At 46.0% G+C, this 18,710-nt stretch carries 15 protein-coding genes and 1 tRNA gene; 13 read left to right on the top strand and 3 right to left on the bottom strand.

The window, feature by feature from the left end; translation table 11 throughout:
- The first annotated feature begins 8 nt into the window (after positions 1 to 8).
- The 4 genes from DQN52_RS02920 to DQN52_RS02910 all read left to right on the top strand — a co-directional run bounded on the left by DQN52_RS02920 (position 9) and on the right by DQN52_RS02910 (position 2,139).
- Positions 9 to 93 (top strand) — tRNA-Leu (locus DQN52_RS02920).
- Positions 94 to 194: 101 nt separating this feature from the next.
- Positions 195 to 341, top strand: a complete 147-nt coding sequence (locus tag DQN52_RS10895; protein ID WP_003787898.1) for a hypothetical protein — start codon at positions 195 to 197, stop codon at positions 339 to 341.
- A 128-nt stretch (positions 342 to 469) separates the two neighbouring features.
- Positions 470 to 1,378: an ABC transporter ATP-binding protein gene (locus tag DQN52_RS02915; RefSeq protein WP_032827806.1), complete on the top strand. Its 909-nt coding sequence runs from the start codon at positions 470 to 472 to the stop codon at positions 1,376 to 1,378.
- Positions 1,375 to 2,139: an ABC transporter permease gene (locus DQN52_RS02910; protein WP_003787903.1), complete on the top strand. Its 765-nt coding sequence runs from the start codon at positions 1,375 to 1,377 to the stop codon at positions 2,137 to 2,139. The genes DQN52_RS02915 and DQN52_RS02910 overlap by 4 nt, the downstream gene beginning before the upstream one ends.
- A 96-nt stretch (positions 2,140 to 2,235) precedes the next feature.
- Here the strand turns inward: DQN52_RS02910 and DQN52_RS02905 are convergent, their stop codons facing one another.
- Positions 2,236 to 3,108: an SEL1-like repeat protein gene (locus DQN52_RS02905; RefSeq protein ID WP_003787905.1), complete on the bottom strand. Its 873-nt coding sequence runs from the start codon at positions 3,106 to 3,108 to the stop codon at positions 2,236 to 2,238.
- A gap of 112 nt (positions 3,109 to 3,220) precedes the next feature.
- On the opposite strand from DQN52_RS02905, the gene DQN52_RS02900 reads away from it, so the two are divergent.
- The 6 genes from DQN52_RS02900 to ispH all read left to right on the top strand — a co-directional run bounded on the left by DQN52_RS02900 (position 3,221) and on the right by ispH (position 9,442).
- Complete coding sequence (locus DQN52_RS02900; RefSeq protein ID WP_032827807.1) at positions 3,221 to 3,604, top strand: helix-turn-helix domain-containing protein; 384 nt, start codon at positions 3,221 to 3,223, stop codon at positions 3,602 to 3,604.
- A gap of 84 nt (positions 3,605 to 3,688) precedes the next feature.
- Positions 3,689 to 4,561, top strand: a complete 873-nt coding sequence (gene rsmI, locus DQN52_RS02895; protein WP_071461620.1) for a 16S rRNA (cytidine(1402)-2'-O)-methyltransferase — start codon at positions 3,689 to 3,691, stop codon at positions 4,559 to 4,561.
- 118 nt (positions 4,562 to 4,679) lie between these two features.
- Entirely contained in the window at positions 4,680 to 5,189 is a 510-nt protein-coding gene (gene coaD / locus DQN52_RS02890) for a pantetheine-phosphate adenylyltransferase (protein ID WP_003787910.1), read from the top strand.
- Positions 5,190 to 5,332: 143 nt separating this feature from the next.
- The gene (gene metE, locus DQN52_RS02885; protein ID WP_032827808.1) at positions 5,333 to 7,615 is read left to right on the top strand and encodes a 5-methyltetrahydropteroyltriglutamate--homocysteine S-methyltransferase; all 2,283 of its coding nucleotides are present in this window, start codon (positions 5,333 to 5,335) and stop codon (positions 7,613 to 7,615) included.
- A gap of 232 nt (positions 7,616 to 7,847) precedes the next feature.
- Entirely contained in the window at positions 7,848 to 8,462 is a 615-nt protein-coding gene (locus DQN52_RS02875) for a hypothetical protein (RefSeq protein ID WP_003787915.1), read from the top strand.
- Between the two features lie 23 nt (positions 8,463 to 8,485).
- Complete coding sequence (gene ispH, locus DQN52_RS02870) at positions 8,486 to 9,442, top strand: 4-hydroxy-3-methylbut-2-enyl diphosphate reductase (protein ID WP_257003590.1); 957 nt, start codon at positions 8,486 to 8,488, stop codon at positions 9,440 to 9,442.
- 172 nt (positions 9,443 to 9,614) lie between these two features.
- Here ispH and DQN52_RS02860 read toward each other — a convergent pair whose 3' ends face one another.
- On the bottom strand, positions 9,615 to 10,829 hold the full coding sequence (locus DQN52_RS02860; RefSeq protein WP_003787920.1) for a uracil-xanthine permease family protein: 1,215 nt from the start codon (positions 10,827 to 10,829) through the stop codon (positions 9,615 to 9,617).
- 124 nt (positions 10,830 to 10,953) lie between these two features.
- On the opposite strand from DQN52_RS02860, the gene DQN52_RS02855 reads away from it, so the two are divergent.
- From DQN52_RS02855 to topA, 3 genes are all read left to right on the top strand, one after another.
- Entirely contained in the window at positions 10,954 to 11,415 is a 462-nt protein-coding gene (locus DQN52_RS02855) for a DUF494 family protein (RefSeq protein ID WP_003787922.1), read from the top strand.
- Between the two features lie 317 nt (positions 11,416 to 11,732).
- Positions 11,733 to 11,891, top strand: a complete 159-nt coding sequence (locus DQN52_RS02850; protein ID WP_019388942.1) for a hypothetical protein — start codon at positions 11,733 to 11,735, stop codon at positions 11,889 to 11,891.
- 59 nt (positions 11,892 to 11,950) lie between these two features.
- The gene (gene topA, locus DQN52_RS02845; protein WP_003787925.1) at positions 11,951 to 14,269 is read left to right on the top strand and encodes a type I DNA topoisomerase; all 2,319 of its coding nucleotides are present in this window, start codon (positions 11,951 to 11,953) and stop codon (positions 14,267 to 14,269) included.
- A 167-nt stretch (positions 14,270 to 14,436) separates the two neighbouring features.
- Here the strand turns inward: topA and rpoC are convergent, their stop codons facing one another.
- Positions 14,437 to 18,624: a DNA-directed RNA polymerase subunit beta' gene (gene rpoC / locus DQN52_RS02840; RefSeq protein WP_032827810.1), complete on the bottom strand. Its 4,188-nt coding sequence runs from the start codon at positions 18,622 to 18,624 to the stop codon at positions 14,437 to 14,439.
- Positions 18,625 to 18,710 lie beyond the last annotated feature (86 nt).

Genomic DNA, 18,710 nt, shown 5'->3' with positions numbered 1-18,710 from the left:
CATCACCTGCCCAGGTGGCGAAATTGGTAGACGCAGGGGACTCAAAATCCCCCGCCGCAAGGTGTGTCGGTTCGAGTCCGACCCTGGGCACCAAATATTAAAAACCTGCTTTTTACAGCAGGTTTTTTACGTCTATACGATTTGATATAGCGGTTGGTGCGTTTTTGCAGAACGCCAACAAGATACGCACTACGATGATGAAAGAACACGAAGCGCGTGAATTGCAAATATTAAAACAGCGTCATGCGATTTTCCAAGTTTTGACACCCGAACAACAGCAACAATTGTTGAACCACAAACCACGTTCGCACAACCAAAATGGGCGTGCGCACGGTAAATAAATCGCCCATTTAAATAAAAAAGCTGAAATTTCATTGTGAGATTTCGGCTTTTTTGTTGTGCACTCAATAAAGTGCAGGCTGCTTTCAAGCGTATAATCCCCATTTTCCCCATAACAAAAAAATCCAACATGAACGCACTCACCATACAAAACGCGCACAAAACCTACGCCAACGGTTTTACCGCGCTCAAAGACGTTTCATTCAACGTAGAACAAGGCGAATTTTTCGCGCTGCTTGGGCAAAACGGCGCAGGCAAAACCACACTTATTTCCGCCATTTCAGGGCTAAACCAACTCACATCAGGCAAAATTGAAGTAATGGGATTTGATGTCAAAACCCAATCACATCAATCGCGTATGAATTTAGGGCTTGTGCCGCAAGAATTAGTGTTTGACCCTTTTTTCAACGTGCGCCAAATTTTGCAAATTCAATCGGGCTATTTCGGCATTCGCAAAAACGATGATTGGATTGATGAAATGCTGCACCATTTAGGCTTGACCGACAAAGCCGACACCAATTTACGCAATCTATCGGGTGGCATGAAACGCCGCGTGATGGTAGCGCAAGCGATGGTTCATCGTCCGCCCGTGATTATTTTGGACGAACCCACCGCAGGCGTGGACGTGGAATTGCGCCACAGCTTGTGGGTATTTATGCAATCCATGAATAAACAAGGACATACGATTATTTTAACCACGCATTATTTGGAAGAAGCCGAGCAATATTGCCAGCGCATTGCCATGTTGAAACAGGGCGAATTGATTGCGTTGGACAAAACGGAAAATCTATTGCACAGCGAACAAGGCGTACGCGTGCAAATCCAAATTCCGTGCAGGCTGCCTGAAAATTTGCAGCCTTTGTGCATTCAAATGATTGAACCAAATCAATACGTTTTAAAATTAAACGATTACAACCAAATTGCGGAGATTTCAGGCAGCCTGAAAACCGCCAATATCCATATTGAAAACATGAAAATTTTGGAAAATGATTTGGAACACGTTTTCTTGAATTTAACGAAAATGGAGGAAAAATCATGAATTTTGTCGGCTTTTACACGCTGTTTCGCAAAGAAATTAGCCGTTTTACCAAAGTTTGGCTGCAAACGATTGGTGCGCCTGTTTTAACCGCGTTGCTGTATCAACTGATTTTCGCGCAAGCCATGGGCAAACATGTGGAAGTGCTGCCGAATGTGCCGTACAACGCCTTTTTAATCCCAGGCTTGGCGATGATGACGATGACGCAAAATGCGTTTGCGAACACGTCTTCTAGCCTAATGCAATCGCGGCTAACGGGCAATTTGACTTTTTTGCTGCTTGCGCCGTTGTCGCCATTTACCATGTTTGCGGCGTATATTGGCGCGGCAATGGTTCGGGCGGCGTTGGTGGGATTGGGCGTGTTGTTGGCGACTGCGCCTTTTGGTTTGCCGCTGCCTGAAAATATGTTGCTGGGCGCGGCGTTTGTGCTTTCAGGCAGCTTATTTATGGGTTCTTTTGGGCTAATTGCGGGGATTTATTCGGAAAAATTTGACCAACTGGCGGCGTTTCAGAATTTTTTGATTATGCCGCTCACGTTTTTATCGGGCGCGTTTTATTCGCTGCACAGTTTGCCTGCGTTTTGGCAGACGATTAGCCGCGCCAATCCGATTTTTTATTTGATTGATGGATTTCGGTTTGCGTTTTTTGGCATGTCTGATGTGTCGCCGTATTTGTCGTTGGGGGTAACTTGGGTGTTTGCGATTGGCATGGCGGCGGTGGCTTATGGCTTGCTGCGGAGTGGTTGGAAATTGCGGAATAATTAAAAAAGCAGCCTGCACGGTTTAAGTTTTGTGCAGGCTGCTTTTTTAGTACGAGCAGAACTTTAAAAACCATTTTTAGAAAATTTTTATTTGTATAGATTAAAATGGCAAATCATCATCTTCTTCATCTTCGTTATTTTCTTCATCAAAAAAATCTTTTCCAAATTCATGAATGCAATATTCATAAACATAATTTACAACCATTAAACGCAAAACACCAAAGTCTTCAATTTTCATATTTTTTTTATGAAATTGCTTATTGATATTCAATAAAATTGGTATGGCATTTACATTAAAATATTCTGATAATTCAGCTTCTATTTTATGCTTGAAAAACATATTTAGTGGGTAATAATGCTCCCAATCCCCATTAGCATTAGTAAGTGATGAAATTTGATAAAATTGATTCACTTCTTTATTTGCAAAATTTTGAATACAGTAAACCTCATAAGTAATGAATTCATTTACTAATTCTTTGAATTTTTCTTTATTTAACAATACTTTTGGGTGTGAATAAGACGTATATTTTTCATTCCATAAAATGAACATATGAGCCAAAATATAAGCCAAATTACCGCATTGACTGCCTTCAAAAAATTGAATTGCTGATTTAATAAATCGTTCTTGCAATACTTCATTATTTGGATTTGGAATTAAACTGTAAAATACTTTTTCATTTAATCCAATAATTTCAGCAGAAATTTTAGCTTTTTCATGTCCCATTTCATCAGCTTGCTGAAAATATTGGCGAGCTTTTTCATAATCAGGCACTAATACGTCTGCGCCATCTAAATAAATCAATCCAAGATTATAAGCAGCGGATGGGTGTTCATATTCCACACGTTCAAAATAATCAATTGCTTGCTTCACATTACCTTTAGATAAAGCTACCACACCTTTATTGTAAATTTCTTTGGTTTCTGGGGAATATTTGGTATCTATTGGATTAAATAACCGATGGAAAAAACCCATTTCGCATTTCCTAAAATATAAATTTGAAATTGAAAGTATATTTTGTGCTAGGATTATCGTACAGAGCAAAAATCGCCATAAGTTGGCAAAATAAAACAAATGAAGGTAAAACATAAAAACAAATGAAAAAATCAGAACAATGCGTGAACTCAACAAATGGTCTCAAGAAGAAATGGCTGAAAAATTAGAAATGTCCGCCAGTGGTTATGCTCGAATTGAGCGTGGGGAAACGCAATTAAATTTGACACGTTTACAGCAAATTGCAGATATTTTTAAAATTGATTTATGGGAATTGATACAAAGTAATCAGGGCATGATTTTACAAATCAATCATGAAAATAATGACGGTCAATTTTGTATTTATGCAGATAACACACCCCAAATGAGTGCAATGAAAGTAGAGATTGATTGTTTGAAAGATTTGCTAATTCAAAAAGATAAAGAAATTGAGTTTTTGCGAGAAATGCTTAAATCTTATACGAATCCTAAATCATAATGAAATAGTTTGTTTCAGGCAACCTGAAAATTGAATTCACGTTAAAATCACATTTTTTAAACTTTCAGGCAGCCTGAAAAAATCATCATGCAAAAACATTTCCAAAAAGCCCTAGACAGCATTACCCCCAGCACACTCTACATCGTTGCCACGCCAATCGGTAACTTGGCGGACATCACACTCCGCGCCCTAGCCGTGTTGCAAAAAGCCGATTTAGTTTGCGCCGAAGACACGCGCGTGTCCGCCCAACTGCTTTCTGCATACGGCATTCAAGCGAAACTCGTTTCCGTGCGCGAACACAACGAACAGCAAATGGCGGACAAAATCATTACCGCATTGGCAAGCGGTCAAAGCGTGGCGCAAATTTCAGACGCAGGCACGCCAGCCGTGTGCGACCCAGGTGCGAAACTCGCGGCGCGTGTTCGTGAAGCGGGCTACAAAGTTGTGCCAGTTGTGGGCGCATCGGCAGTTATGGGCGCGTTGAGCGTGGCAGGCGTGAGCGAACCGCATTTCTATTTTCACGGCTTTTTGCCGCCAAAATCGGGTGAACGCGCTAAATTATTCGCGCAATGGGAAAACGCGGATTACCCGATTATTGCCTTTGAAACACCGCATCGCATCGCCGCAACTTTGGACGACATGGTAAACGCATTCCCCGAACGCCAAATCATGTTGGCGCGTGAAATCACGAAAACATTTGAGACGTTTATTGTCGGCAGCGTGTTGGAAGTGCAGGCTGCTTTGCAAGCCGACAGCAATCAATCGCGTGGCGAAATGGTGCTGGTGATTCAATCCGCCATCAAAGAAAAATCCGACACGCTGCCCGAACACGCACAAAATGTGATGAAAATTTTGTCTGCCGAACTGCCAACCAAACAAGCGGCGGAACTAGCGGCAAAAATCACGGACGAAAACAAAAAAGAATTGTATAACTTGGCTTTGACTTGGAAAGTGTAAAACAAAAAGTGCAGGCTGCTTTTTCATAAACAAAGCAGCCTGCCCTTTTATTTATTTGACCTATTTAATAATAGTGTTTACTCTGTTTGCTCGATTCACATCACACTAATAAATCATCATGACCACTACCACTTCTCGCCGCGCCGTGTATGCAGGCAGCTTTGACCCACCCACCAACGGACACTTGTGGATGATTACCGAAGCCGCGCAATTATTTGATGAACTGATTGTGGCGATTGGGGTTAATCCCGACAAAAAAAGCAGCTACACCGTGGCAGAACGCCAAGCCATGCTGCAAGCGATGACGCAATCGCTGCCCAATGTGCGCGTTGATGCGTTTGAAAACCAGTTTTTGGTCAATTATGCACACGATGTGGGCGCAGCGTTTATTGTACGCGGCATTCGTTCGGGCAGCGACTATGAATACGAACGCGCCATTCGCCACATCAATGCCGATTTGCAGCCTGCAATTCGCACCGTGTTTTTGATGCCACCGCGTGAAATCGCGGAAATTTCGTCCACGCTGGTCAAAGGTTTGGTGGGCGTGAGCGGTTGGCAAGACGTTGTGCCGCGCTATGTGCCGCAGGCGGTGTTTGAAAAAATCCAATCCGATTACCCATCAACATGAAAAAAGCAGCCTGCATCTTGGCGTTATGATGAATTTGATTCATGCAAACAGACGAAAATAAGCGTTTGCAACTTATATCAAAAACAGCGAAGATAGCGTCCACAAGATTACCCCTCGAATTTCCCCTTGTTTTGGAGAACAACATGAACACATTCCACTTAAATGGCTACCCACGTGTAGGCGCAAAACGCGAATTGAAATTCGCCGTAGAAGCATTTTGGAAAGGCGCGAAAAGCGAAGCAGAATTGCAAGAAGTCGCGGCTGAAATTCGCCGTTTGAACTGGGCAACGCAAAAAGCGGCTGGCGCGGATTTGTTGCCAGTAGGCGATTTTTCATTCTATGACCACGTTTTGGATTTGATTTGCGCGATGGGCGCGATTCCGAAACGCTTTGGTTTTGACGCGGCGAATTTGACTTTGCCACAATATTTTGAATTGGCGCGCGGCAATGCAACCCAATTTGCAATGGAAATGACCAAATGGTTTGACACCAACTATCACTACATCGTGCCTGAATGGCATGGCGATACCGAATTTTCGGCACATTCTGCGCGTTTGATTGCCCAAATCAAAGAAGCGAAAGCGCAAGGACACGACATCAAACCAACTTTGGTTGGTCCTTTGACTTTGTTGTGGTTGGGTAAGAAAAAAGAAGAATTTGGCTGCCGTATTGAAAAATTGTTGCCAAAATTGTTGCCTGTTTACGCGCAATTATTGCGTGAATTGGCGGCGGAAGGCGTGGATTGGATTCAAATTGACGAGCCAATTTTGGCGGTTGATGCTGGCGAGGCTTGGGTTAAAGCATTCCCGAATGTTTACAAAGAGTTGGCAAATACAGGCGTGCGTATCATCATCGGTACTTACTTCGCATCTGTGGCGGAACACGTTAAATTGTTGAGCGAATTGCCTGTTCACGGTGTGCATATTGACTGCGTTCGCGCCCCTGAACAATTAGCAGTGTTCGCGGAACAATTCCCAACTAGCAAAGTGTTGTCTGTGGGTTTGGTGGACGGTCGCAATGTGTGGCGCGCGAATTTGAATAAAGTGATTGATACATTAGAGCCTGTGAAAGCGAAATTCGGCAATAATTTGTGGATTGCGCCTAGCTGCTCATTGTTGCATAGCCCACAAGATTTGGCGGTTGAAGAAAAATTAGACAGCGAAATCAAATCTTGGATGGCGTTTGCGGCGCAAAAATTGGTCGAATTGGGCAACATCAAACAGGCTTTGGAAAATGGCAAAGCTGCGGTGCAGGCTGCCTTAAACGAATCTGACGCTGCTGCTGCTGACCGCGCAACCAACAAAAAAATCCACAATGACGCAGTAAAAGCGCGTTTGGCGAATTTACCAAAAGGTGCTGACCAACGTAAATCGCCATTTGCTGACCGCATTAAAGCGCAACAAGAATGGATGAATTTGCCCATTTTGCCAACGACTACAATCGGTTCATTCCCACAAACGATTGAAATTCGTCAAGCGCGTGCGGCGTTCAAAAAAGGCGAATTGTCTGCGGCGGATTACGAAGCGGCAATGAAAAAAGAAATTGCGTATTGCGTTGAAGAACAAGAGAAATTGCAAATTGATGTGCCTGTTCACGGCGAAGCAGAACGCAATGACATGGTGGAATATTTCGGCGAACAATTAGCAGGTTACTGTTTCAGCCAATTTGGTTGGGTGCAATCTTACGGTTCGCGTTGCGTGAAACCACCTATTATTTTCGGTGATGTTTCTCGTCCAAATCCGATGACGGTTTTCTGGTCGTCTTACGCGCAATCTTTGACCAAACGCCCAATGAAAGGCATGCTGACGGGTCCTGTAACCATGTTCAAATGGTCGTTTGTGCGTGATGACATTCCATTGAGCGAAGTGTGTAAACAAATCGCGTTGGCGTTGAATGACGAAGTATTGGATTTGGAAAAAGCAGGCATTAAAGTAATTCAAATTGACGAGCCTGCGATTCGTGAAGCGATGCCGTTGAAACGCGCACAATGGGACGAATATTTGGCTTGGGCGTGTGAATCATTCCGCTTGTCATCAACTGGCGCGGAAGACAGCACGCAAATCCACACCCACATGTGCTACTCTGAATTTAACGACATTTTGCCAGCGATTGCGGCAATGGACGCGGACGTGATTACGATTGAAACTTCTCGTTCGGATATGGATTTGCTGACGGCGTTTGGCGAATTTAAATATCCAAACGACATCGGTCCGGGCGTGTACGACATTCACAGCCCTCGCGTACCAACTGCTGCGGAAGTGGAACATTTGTTGCGTAAAGCAATGGACGTGGTGCCAGTAAAACAACTGTGGGTAAACCCAGATTGCGGTTTGAAAACACGCGGTTGGAAAGAAACGATTGAGCAATTAGAAGTGATGATGGAAGTAACGCATAAATTGCGTGGCGAATTAAATGTTGCTAAATAATTGATGTAATCCAAACAAAGCAGCCTGCACTTTTATTAATAGAAAGTGCAGGCTGCTTTTATAGTGAAATGAAATCGCAACGGTACGGCGTTGCCAACGCCCTTATGTACTTGATGTACACGGCGGGCGTTGTCGCCTTGTCCCGTTTTTATTTCATTTCACTATACGTTTTCCGTTACAATATCGCGATTTAAAATACCGCGATTCAAAAAAGCAGCCTGCACACTAAATCATGAAACAAATCCAAGACTATTTACAAACCCAAGGCTTATCGTGTGATGCCGATACCATTGCCGTTGCGCGCGCCGCAACTCAAGCCATTATCGCCAACGGACAAGCGCACATAGAGCCGCAACTGTGGCAACACGCGCAGCTCCCAAGCGAATGGCAGCAAGAAGCCCGCATCAAACCGCTGTATATGGCATTGGATTCCACCGCCAGCCGCCAACCAGCGCAAAGCATCGCACTATACGGCTTGCACCAAGCCACCGCCCAACTGATTCGCTTGGTGCAACAAGGCACGGCGCAAGAAACCGCCATCGCCCTAAACGAAGACAACGCATGGCAATATTTAGCCGTCCGCACCGCGCAATCGGGCTGGGCAAACATCGCCGACAGCACCGAACATTGGCTGCTCATTGGCGAACTGCACGGCGAACACAACCGCCGCGCCACCAGCCAAATCAGCCTGCCCGTTTGTGGCGAAGACGGCATCGTGTATGGCGTGCTGCAAATTGAACACAGCCAGCCATTGGGTCAAGAAGCCATCGCCAACTGGATAGGCTTTACGCTGGGCGTGTTGCCTGTGTTGCAAGCCTTGCAGCCTAATGATATAGAAGCTGAATAAAGCAAAAGCAGCCTGCACATTCAATCAGTCATCAAGAGAATAATATGTCAAACAAAACCATTACCCTAGCCAATCCACGCGGTTTTTGCGCGGGCGTGGACAGAGCCATTTCCATTGTAGAACGCGCCTTGGAAGAATTTGGCGCACCGATTTATGTGCGCCACGAAGTCGTACATAACAAATTTGTTGTGGACAATTTGCGTAACAAAGGCGCGATTTTTATTGACGATTTGGCGGACGTACCCACAGGCGCAACGCTGATTTATTCCGCGCATGGCGTATCCAAAGCCGTGCAAGCGGAAGCGGCAGAACGCGGTTTTCGCGTGTTTGACGCAACTTGTCCGCTGGTTACCAAAGTCCACAAAGAAGTGGCGCGTTTGGATAGCCAAGATTACCAAATCATCATGATTGGACACGCAGGGCACGTTGAAGTGGAAGGCACAATGGGGCAGCTTGCAGACGGCGAAATGCTGCTCGTGGAAAAACCCGAAGACGTGGCGAAATTGGTCGTGAACAATCCCGATAAATTGGCATACGTTAGTCAAACCACGCTATCGGTTGATGAAACCAAAGACATCATCGCCGCCCTGAATGCACGTTTCCCCAACATCAAAAATCCGCACAAAGAAGACATTTGCTATGCGACAACCAATCGCCAAAAAGCGGTTAAAGATTTGGCGGCAGAATGCGATATTGTGATTGTGGTCGGTTCGCCAGCGTCTTCCAACAGCAACCGTTTGCGCGAAGTGGCGGCAGGTTTGGGCGTGGACGCGTACATGGTAGATAATGCCAGTTATTTGCAGCGCGAATGGTTTGACGGCAAAAATAAAGTCGGCTTAACCGCAGGCGCGAGCGCACCCGAAGTGTTGGTGCAAGGCGTGATTGAACAAATCCGCGCATGGGGCATTGACGATATGCAACAAGGCGCAGGCATTGAAGAGAGCATTGTGTTTGTGTTGCCCAAAGAGTTGCGAAAATAAATCGCGTCAATAAAAAGTGCAGGCTGCTTTTAAAATACTCAAAAAGCAGCCTGCACTTTTATAGTGGATTAAATTCAAACTAGGACAAGGCGACAACGACCGCCGTGTACAGCTAATACATAAGGGAGTTGGCAACGCGGTAATAGTTTGAATTGAATCCACTATATTTTGCCTACTCCGCCACATCAGGCAGCACCGCATTCAACACAATCGCCAACACCGCGCACAAGCCCACGCCTGCAAACGCCATATCGCCCAGTTGCACAAAAAATCCGCCCAAACCAATCGTGAGCGTGGAGCTAACAATCACCAAATTTTTCGGGCTCATCAAATCCACTTTCGCATCAATGAGCGTTTTTAAGCCCAGCGATGCAATCGTGCCAAACAGCAGCAACATCACGCCGCCCATCACAGGCAGGGGAATGGACGCTAAAAACGCATTAAACTTGCCAAAAAACGCCATGCCAATCGCAAAAATCGCCGCCCACGTCATAATCACAGGATTGCTGTTTTTGGTAATCATCACCGCGCCTGTTACTTCGCCATAAGTGGTAACAGGCGGGCCACCAAGCAAACCTGCTACGCACACACCCAAACCGTCGCCTGTGAGCGTTTTGTCCAAGCCGGGGTCTTTGGCATAGTCTTTACCTGTAACCGCGCCAATCGCCAAAATACCGCCAATGTGTTCAATCGCGGGTGCAATGGCAACTGGGAGCATAAACAACGCCGCATTCCAGTTAATTTCGGGTGTTGTGAACGTGGGTAACGCAAACCAAGGCGCGTCTATCACGGCTTGAAAATCCACCACACCAGCCATCAACGCGGCAATATAGCCAGCCGCCACGCCTACCAAAATGGGAATGAGTTTGAGCCATTGGTTGCCGAACACCGTAACCAACACCGTTACCAAAAACGTGAACGCCGACAGCGCGACAGCAGTTGCATACGGCACAACTTGCACATCGCCACCCTTGCCAACCGCCATACTGCTTGCCGCGCTTGCCACCGATAAGCCAATCACAATAATCACAGGGCCAATCACCACAGGCGGCAACAATTTATGCACCGCCGCCAGTCCACGCCAACGAATCACCGCCGCAAACACAAAATACATAAAACCAGCAGCAAACAAGCCGAACATGGTTGCGCCCACGCCCCATGTTTGTTTGGCGGCAATAATGGGAGCAATAAAGGCAAAGGAAGAACCCAAAAAAATCGGCACTTTGCGTTTGGTGAGCAGTTGAAAAATCAACGTGCCAATGCCTGCGCCTAACAAGGCAAGTGCAGGATTCAAGCCTGTTAAAATTGGCACTAAAACCATTGCACCAAAGGCAACGAACAAAATTTGTGCACCAGCAATGGCGGTTTTTGCATGTTGGATTATCATTTATTGCGATTTCCTATCAATTAAAATAAACGGTGCGGATTATAGCCAAGTTATGGTAAAAAAGCTGCGATTTGATATATAGAATGTTAAAATACGCGCCATTGAGTAAACAGGTGTAAACAAGATGAGAAACGTGGTGGCTTTTTTATTGGAACATTTTGCCGATGTACGCGACATTCCGCAACCGCAAGATTTGGGCGAAATGCTGGAAGACGCTGGCTTTGAATATGACGACATCAGCGATGCCTTAACGTGTGTGCATTTATTGGACGAGTTGCCCGAAATCAACCAAAGCAGCCTGCACCGCCAGCAACCTGCATTGCGCGTGTATCACATTGAAGAATTGGAAATTTTATCTACCGAAATTCGCGGTTTGCTGCACTTTTTAGAACACAGCGGTACCATCAACGCCATGCAGCGCGAATACATTATCCACGCGCTGATGCACTTGCCGTATGACAACATCACACTGGAAAATGCCAAAGTGCTGGCTTTGTTGGTGCTGTGGGCGCATCGTTCCGAATTGCCTGTGTTGATTGGCGATGAATTGATGAGCGTGTTGCACGGCAAAAGCACGATGCAGTAAAAAGCAGCCTGCACACAAACAGACAACAGTCGGACACGCGCCGACTGTTTTTTAATAAACCACTTGCCAAAATCAACACAATATAATAAGAATATAAAAAAGAAAGATTGCAGGCTGCTTTGACGCATCACGCCGATATTCCAAACTGGATTTAAAAAAATGACTGAAATTTATCAAAAGTTAAAACCAATTATTGATGAATGCTATCAAGTTTTTAAGCATTATCCAGTACCCAAACCGCCATTGAATATCTGTACTGAATGCTGTGCCAGTTTGGATATAGCCAAAGATTTAGTTAGCCAGAGTTTAAGGAAATGATGGCAAATTGGCTCAATCATGCGGAAAACAAAGCGTATTTTATTGAACAAATGATTCATCTTGACAGCCAAATCGTTGATGATTTTTACAAATGGAACGAACGCTACGGCATGATTGAGCAGTTGTTTGATTTGATGACCTGTGATTTTAATGCTTAAATGTGCAGGCTGCTTAAAACCCTATTTTTACAATTAAAATTAAATAATAAAAACGAACCATGTCAAAAAATCTCCTAATCGTAGAATCCCCCAACAAAATCAAATCCGTGAAAAAATATCTCGGTGGCGATTTTGAAGTACTCGCGTCTTTCGGACACGTCCGCGACCTGATTCCCAAAGATGGCGCAGTCAATCCCGAAGATAATTTTGCGATGAAATATCAAATCATTAGCAAAAACAGCAAACACGTTGATGCCATCGTTGCCGCCGCCAAAGAAGCAGAACACATCTATTTGGCAACCGACCCCGACCGCGAAGGCGAAGCGATTTCGTGGCACATCGCAGAAATCCTGAAATCCAAACGCGGCATGAAAGGCGTAATGGATAAAATTCAACGTGTTGTCTTCCACGAAGTTACGCCCAAAGGTGTGCAGGCTGCTATTCAAAATCCGCGTAGTTTGGACATGAATTTGGTGGACGCGCAACAAACGCGCCGCGCTTTGGATTATTTGGTGGGCTTTAATTTGTCGCCGTTGCTGTGGAAAAAAATCCGCTACGGCTTGTCGGCTGGGCGTGTGCAAAGTCCTGCGTTGCGTTTGATTTGCGAGCGTGAAAACGAAATTAAGGCGTTTGAATCGCAAGAATATTGGTCAATTCATTTGGATAGCCACAAGGGTCGCACCAAATTTTCAGCGAAATTAACCCATTGGCAAAACAATAAGTTAGAGCAATTTTCACTACCCGACGAAGCCAGTCAAGCAAGTATTTTAGCCGCATTGCAAGGCAAAACCGCGCAAGTGGCTGATGTAACCAAGAAAAAAGCAACACGCAAACCAGCTGCGCCGTACACCACTTCCACGATGCAGCAGGACGCGGTTCGCAAATTGGGTTTCACGACTGACCGCACGATGCGTACCGCGCAACAGCTTTTTGAAGGCATTGACGTGGGGCAAGGCGCGGTGGGTTTGATTACCTATATGCGTACCGATAGCGTTACTTTATCGGAAGACGCGCTGACGGAAATTCGCCATTACATTGAAAATAAAATTGGCGCGGATTTTCTGCCATCTTCGGCGAAAATGTATAAAACGAAGTCTAAAAACGCACAAGAAGCGCACGAAGCGATTCGCCCGACTTCGGTTTATCGTTCGCCTGAAAGCGTGAAGCCGTTTTTGTCGGCTGACCAATTTAAGTTGTACCAAATGATTTGGCAGCGCACGGTGGCGTGTCAAATGGTGGACGCGAAATTTGACGCGACAACGGTAGATATTAACGTGGGCGAGGGTGTGTTCCGCGCTACGGGGCAAGTGTTGGTTTTTGCTGGCTTTTTGAGCGTGTATCAAGAGGGCGAGGACGAGGAAGATGCTGCCGAAGACCAGAAAAAGCTGCCTGAAATGGCGGTGGGCGATGTTGTGCCTGTGGATAATCTGTATGGCGAACAACATTTCACACAACCGCCGCCGCGTTTCAATGAAGCGACTTTGGTAAAAGCGTTGGAAGAATTTGGCATTGGTCGTCCATCAACTTATGCGAGCATTATCAAGACGTTAAAAGACCGTGAATATGTGATCGTGGAACAACGCCGTTTTCAGCCGACTGATACAGGCGAGATTGTGAATAAGTTTTTGACCGAGCATTTTGAGCAGTATGTGGATTACGATTTCACGGCGAAATTGGAAGACCAACTGGACGAAATTGCGAATGGCAAACGCGAGTGGATTCCTGTGATGGATAAATTCTGGAAAGGTTTTCACAAGCAAGTGGTTGAAAAAGAAGGCATTGAACGCGCCAAATTCACTACGGAAGAACTGGACGAAACGTGTCCGCAATGTGGCAATCACAAATTGCAAATTAAATTTGGTCGCGCTGGGCGTTTTGTGGCGTGTGCTGGCTATCCTGAATGCAGCTACACGCGCAATGTGAACGAAACCGCCGAGCAAGCCGCCGAACGTGTGGCGAAAGAAGTGGCAGAGCAAGCGGAATTGGAAGGGCGTGAATGTCCGAAATGCGGCAGTCAGTTGGTTTACAAAACGAGTCGTTCAGGCAGCAAGTTTATTGGTTGCGCGAATTATCCGAAGTGTAAACACGTTGAGCCGTTGGAAAAGCCGAAAGACACGGGCGTAACGTGTCCGCAATGCGGCAAGGGGCATTTGGTGGAACGCAAATCGCGTTTTGGCACGACTTTTTACAGTTGCGATTGCTATCCTGATTGTAAATACGCGGTTAATCACGAACCGTTAAACGAGCCGTGTCCGCAATGTGGCTGGAAAGTTACGATGCGGAAAGTGACGAAGCGTTGGGGCGTTGAGCGCGTTTGTCCGCAGAAAGAGTGTGGCTGGAAAGAGCAGCTTGAACCGCCTACACCGAAAGAGGAGTAAACCAACACGGAAAAAGCAGCCTGCACTTTTTGGGTAAACCTAATGTGCAGGCTGCTTTTTAATAAAAACGTTCATCAAACCAAAACGGACAAACAATCTAAACTGTTTGTCCGTTTTCTATTGCAGGCTACTTTTTAAACATCAAAGCAGCCTGCACTTTTTTGCGATTACGCGTCTTGTTGTTCGTCTGCTGCTGGTTGGTTAGCAACCGCATCTGCGCTGCGTTGTGCTGCCCAAGCCGCACGACGTGAACGATGGTAGCTCAAACCTGTACCCGCAGGAATCAAGCGACCCACAATCACGTTTTCTTTCAAGCCGCGCAAGTCGTCTTTGCGACCCATAATGGCAGCTTCGGTCAATACGCGCGTGGTTTCTTGGAACGATGCCGCAGAAATGAAGCTGTCGGTACTCAAAGACGCTTTGGTAATACCCAACAACACATTTTCAAAGCGAGCAGGCTCTTTGCCAGCGGCGATGGCTTGCTCGTTGGCAATCATCACTTCGGCGCGTTCTACTTGTTCGCCTGTAATGAAGTTGGTGTCGCCAGCGTCCACGATGTTCACGCGGCGCAACATTTGGCGAATAATCACTTCAATGTGTTTGTCAGAAATTTTCACACCTTGTAAGCGGTAAACCTCTTGAACCTCTTGTACGATGTAGCGTGTCAGAGCTTCAATGCCTTGCAAGCGCAAGATGTCGTGTGGATCAACCGCGCCGTCCACAACGGTTTCGCCACGGTTTACTACTTGACCATCATGCACCAACAGTTGTTTCTCTTTGGAAATCAAAGTCTCGTATGCCACGCCGTCCAAATCGGTAATCACCAAGCGTTGTTTGCCTTTGGTTTCTTTACCAAATGAAACTGTACCTGTTACTTCGGCAAGCATGCCTGCGTCTTTTGGCACACGCGCTTCAAACAATTCGGCTACGCGCGGCAAACCACCCGTAATATCGCGTGTTTTGGTTGATGCTTGCGGAATACGCGCCAACACATCGCCCTTGCCAATTTCTTGACCTTCACGTACTTGGATAATCGCGCCTACTTGGAACGCCATAGACACAGGGGTATCTGTGCCAGGAATCATCACAGGCTCGCCATTTTCGTCCAATAATTTAACCGTTGGGCGCAACAATTTGCTGGTGCTGCCACGACGTTTGCCGTCAATCACCACCAAAGTAGACAAGCCTGTTACGTCGTCCACTTGACGGGTAACGGTTACACCTTCTTCCACATTTTCAAACTCCACACGACCTGCGTGTTCGGTAATCATTGGGTGCGTATGCGGGTCCCAAGTCGCCAGCGTTGTGCCTGCTTTCAACTCTTCGCCATCTTGCACTTTCAGCGTTGCACCGTAAGGGATTTTGTGCAATTCACGTTCGCGACCTGCTGCGTCCAAAATCATGATTTCGCAAGAGCGACCAATCACAATCAATTCGCCTTTGTTGTTGGCGATGTAACGCATTTGGCTGTTGAAGCGAACCGTACCGTTTGATTTTGCTTCTACTTGGCTGGCTGCTGCTGCTCGAGATGCCGCACCACCAATGTGGAACGTACGCATTGTCAGCTGTGTACCTGGTTCACCAATAGATTGCGCTGCGATGACGCCGACTGCTTCGCCTGCGTTCACCAATTTACCGCGTGCCAAGTCGCGACCATAACATTTTGCGCACAAGCCATAACGTGTTTGGCAAGTGATTGGTGTGCGGACTTTCACTTCGTCCACGCCAGAGTTGTCAATCAAATCAACCAGTTTTTCGTCCAGCATTGTGCCAGCTTCAATCAATGTGCTGCCTGTGCTTGGGTCAATCACATCGGTTGCGGTTACACGACCCAAAATACGGTCACGCAATGGCTCAATAATATCGCCGCCTTGTACCACGGCTTTCATTGAGAAACCTTCTGATGTGCCGCAATCGTCTTCAACCACTACCAAGTCTTGTGTTACGTCCACCAAACGGCGAGTCAAGTAACCAGAGTTCGCTGTTTTCAATGCCGTATCCGCCAAACCTTTACGCGCACCGTGTGTCGCAATAAAGTATTGCAATACCGTCAAACCCTCGCGAAAGTTCGCAGTAATGGGCGTTTCGATAATCGAGCCGTCAGGTTTTGCCATCAAACCACGCATACCAGACAACTGTTTAATCTGTGCTGCCGAACCACGCGCACCAGAGTCCGCCATCATGTAAATTGAGTTGAACGACTCTTGGTCAACTTCTTTGCCTTCGCGGTCAATCACTTTTTGCGTAGACAAGTTGTCCATCATGGCTTTGGCGATTTTATCGCCTGCACGACCCCAAATATCCACAACTTTATTGTAGCGTTCGCCGTTGGTTACCAAACCTTGACGGTATTGATCTTCGATTTCTTTTACTTCGGCATTCGCTTCGGCAAGCAATGCAGGTTTTTCTTTTGGAATTTCCATATCATCAACGCAAATGGAGATACCACCTTTCGCTGCCAATGCAAAACCTGTATACATCAAGTGGTCAGCAAAAATCACTGTATCGCGCAAACCGCACAAGCGGAATGATGCGTTAATTAATTTAGAAATCGCTTTTTTCTTCAATGCGGTATCGATGTAGCTGAATGGCAAGCCTTTTGGCAAGATTTCAGACAGCAACGCACGACCCACAGTGGTGTTGTAGCGTTTAATCACAGGCTCAAATTCGCCTGCTTCGTTTTTCACCCACTCACGCAAGCGAACGGTAATTTTTGTACCTAATTCCACTTGTTTGGTGTGGTAAGCACGGTGTACTTCTTTCACATCGGCGAACAATGTGCCTTCGCCTTTTGCGTTGATTTTGTCGCGAGTCATGTAGTACAGACCCAATACAATATCTTGAGACGGTACGATAATTGGCTCGCCGTTTGCAGGGGCTAACACGTTGTTTGATGCCAACATCAACGTACGCGCTTCCATTTGCGCTTCCAAAGACAATGGAACGTGAACCGCCATTTGGTCGCCGTCAAAGTCCGCGTTAAACGCCGCGCACACCAATGGGTGCAACTGAATCGCTTTACCTTCAATCAAAATCGGCTCAAACGCTTGAATACCCAAACGGTGCAAGGTTGGCGCACGGTTCAGCAAAATTGGGTGTTCGCGAATCACTTCTTCCAAGATGTCCCAAACTTCTGGCACTTCTTGCTCTACCAATTTTTTGGCTGCCTTAACGGTGGTTGCCAATTCACGTTTTTCCAATTTGTGGAAAATAAACGGTTTGAACAACTCCAACGCCATTTTTTTCGGCAAACCACATTGGTGCAAACGCAAGTAAGGACCTACTGTAATCACAGAACGACCAGAGTAGTCCACACGTTTACCCAGCAAGTTTTGACGAAAACGACCGCTTTTACCTTTAATCATGTCAGACAAAGATTTCAATGGGCGTTTGCTTGCGCCAGTCATCGCTTTACCACGACGACCATTGTCCAACAAGCTATCAACCGCTTCTTGCAACATACGTTTTTCGTTGCGGACGATGATGTCAGGCGCACGCAATTCCAACAAGCGTTTCAAACGGTTGTTACGGTTAATCACGCGGCGATACAAATCGTTCAAATCAGAAGTGGCAAAACGTCCGCCGTCCAATGGCACGAGTGGGCGCAAATCAGGCGGCAAGACTGGCAACACGTCCATAATCATCCACTCTAATTTCATGCCAGAACGTTGGAATGCTTCCAATACTTTCAAACGTTTAGCGATTTTTTTGATTTTGGTGTCGCTGCTGGTTGATTGCAATTCTTGGCGCAAAGTTTCAATTTCTTGTTCCACATTCAGGCTGCGTAACAATTCACGCACGCCTTCGGCACCCATGTGTGCATCAAATTCTTCGCCAAATTCTTCTAATTTGTTGTAGTAATCTTCTTCGGTCAATAATTGGCGACGTTGCAGGCTGGTTAAACCTGGGTCAGTTACCACAAATGCTTCAAAATACAACACACGCTCAATATCGCGCAAAGTCATGTCCAACACCATACCCAAACGGCTTGGCAATGATTTCAAAAACCAAATGTGGGCAACAGGCGCAGCCAATTCAATATGACCCATGCGCTCGCGACGAACTTTGGTCAGGGTAACTTCTACGCCACATTTTTCACAGGTAACGCCTTTGTATTTCAAGCGTTTGTATTTGCCGCACAAGCATTCGTAGTCTTTAACTGGACCGAAAATTTTGGCGCAAAACAAGCCGTCGCGTTCTGGTTTGAATGTGCGATAGTTAATCGTTTCGGGTTTTTTCACTTCGCCGTAAGACCATGAGCGGATTGTCTCTGGCGACGCGATGCCAATTTTAATGGCATCAAATTCTTCTGAACCTGCTTGTTGCAGGGGGGCGAATAAATCGGTTAAGTTCATTTTTGCTCCTAGTTTGGGCGATTTTTTGAGACTTTTTTGGATATTTTTAGGAAAAAGGGAAACTGGGTTTTTCAGGCTGCCCGAAA

Source organism: Kingella kingae (assembly GCF_900475905.1).
Lineage (GTDB): Bacteria > Pseudomonadota > Gammaproteobacteria > Burkholderiales > Neisseriaceae > Kingella > Kingella kingae.
Note: the sequence above shows the minus strand (reverse complement) of the source record. Positions and strands in the feature narration are given on the sequence as shown.

What these genes read in the sequence shown, in the direction of transcription:
- DQN52_RS02875 (WP_003787915.1), top strand. Translation starts at nt 7,848, where the DNA reads ATGAAACAAATCCAAGACTATTTACAAACCCAAGGCTTATCGTGTGAT.
- DQN52_RS02855 (WP_003787922.1), top strand. Translation starts at nt 10,954, where the DNA reads ATGAGAAACGTGGTGGCTTTTTTATTGGAACATTTTGCCGATGTACGC.
- coaD (WP_003787910.1), top strand. Translation starts at nt 4,680, where the DNA reads ATGACCACTACCACTTCTCGCCGCGCCGTGTATGCAGGCAGCTTTGAC.
- rpoC (WP_032827810.1), bottom strand. Translation starts at nt 18,624, where the DNA reads ATGAACTTAACCGATTTATTCGCCCCCCTGCAACAAGCAGGTTCAGAA.
- DQN52_RS10895 (WP_003787898.1), top strand. Translation starts at nt 195, where the DNA reads ATGATGAAAGAACACGAAGCGCGTGAATTGCAAATATTAAAACAGCGT.
- DQN52_RS02915 (WP_032827806.1), top strand. Translation starts at nt 470, where the DNA reads ATGAACGCACTCACCATACAAAACGCGCACAAAACCTACGCCAACGGT.
- metE (WP_032827808.1), top strand. Translation starts at nt 5,333, where the DNA reads ATGAACACATTCCACTTAAATGGCTACCCACGTGTAGGCGCAAAACGC.
- DQN52_RS02905 (WP_003787905.1), bottom strand. Translation starts at nt 3,108, where the DNA reads ATGGGTTTTTTCCATCGGTTATTTAATCCAATAGATACCAAATATTCC.
- DQN52_RS02910 (WP_003787903.1), top strand. Translation starts at nt 1,375, where the DNA reads ATGAATTTTGTCGGCTTTTACACGCTGTTTCGCAAAGAAATTAGCCGT.
- topA (WP_003787925.1), top strand. Translation starts at nt 11,951, where the DNA reads ATGTCAAAAAATCTCCTAATCGTAGAATCCCCCAACAAAATCAAATCC.
- DQN52_RS02860 (WP_003787920.1), bottom strand. Translation starts at nt 10,829, where the DNA reads ATGATAATCCAACATGCAAAAACCGCCATTGCTGGTGCACAAATTTTG.
- DQN52_RS02850 (WP_019388942.1), top strand. Translation starts at nt 11,733, where the DNA reads ATGGCAAATTGGCTCAATCATGCGGAAAACAAAGCGTATTTTATTGAA.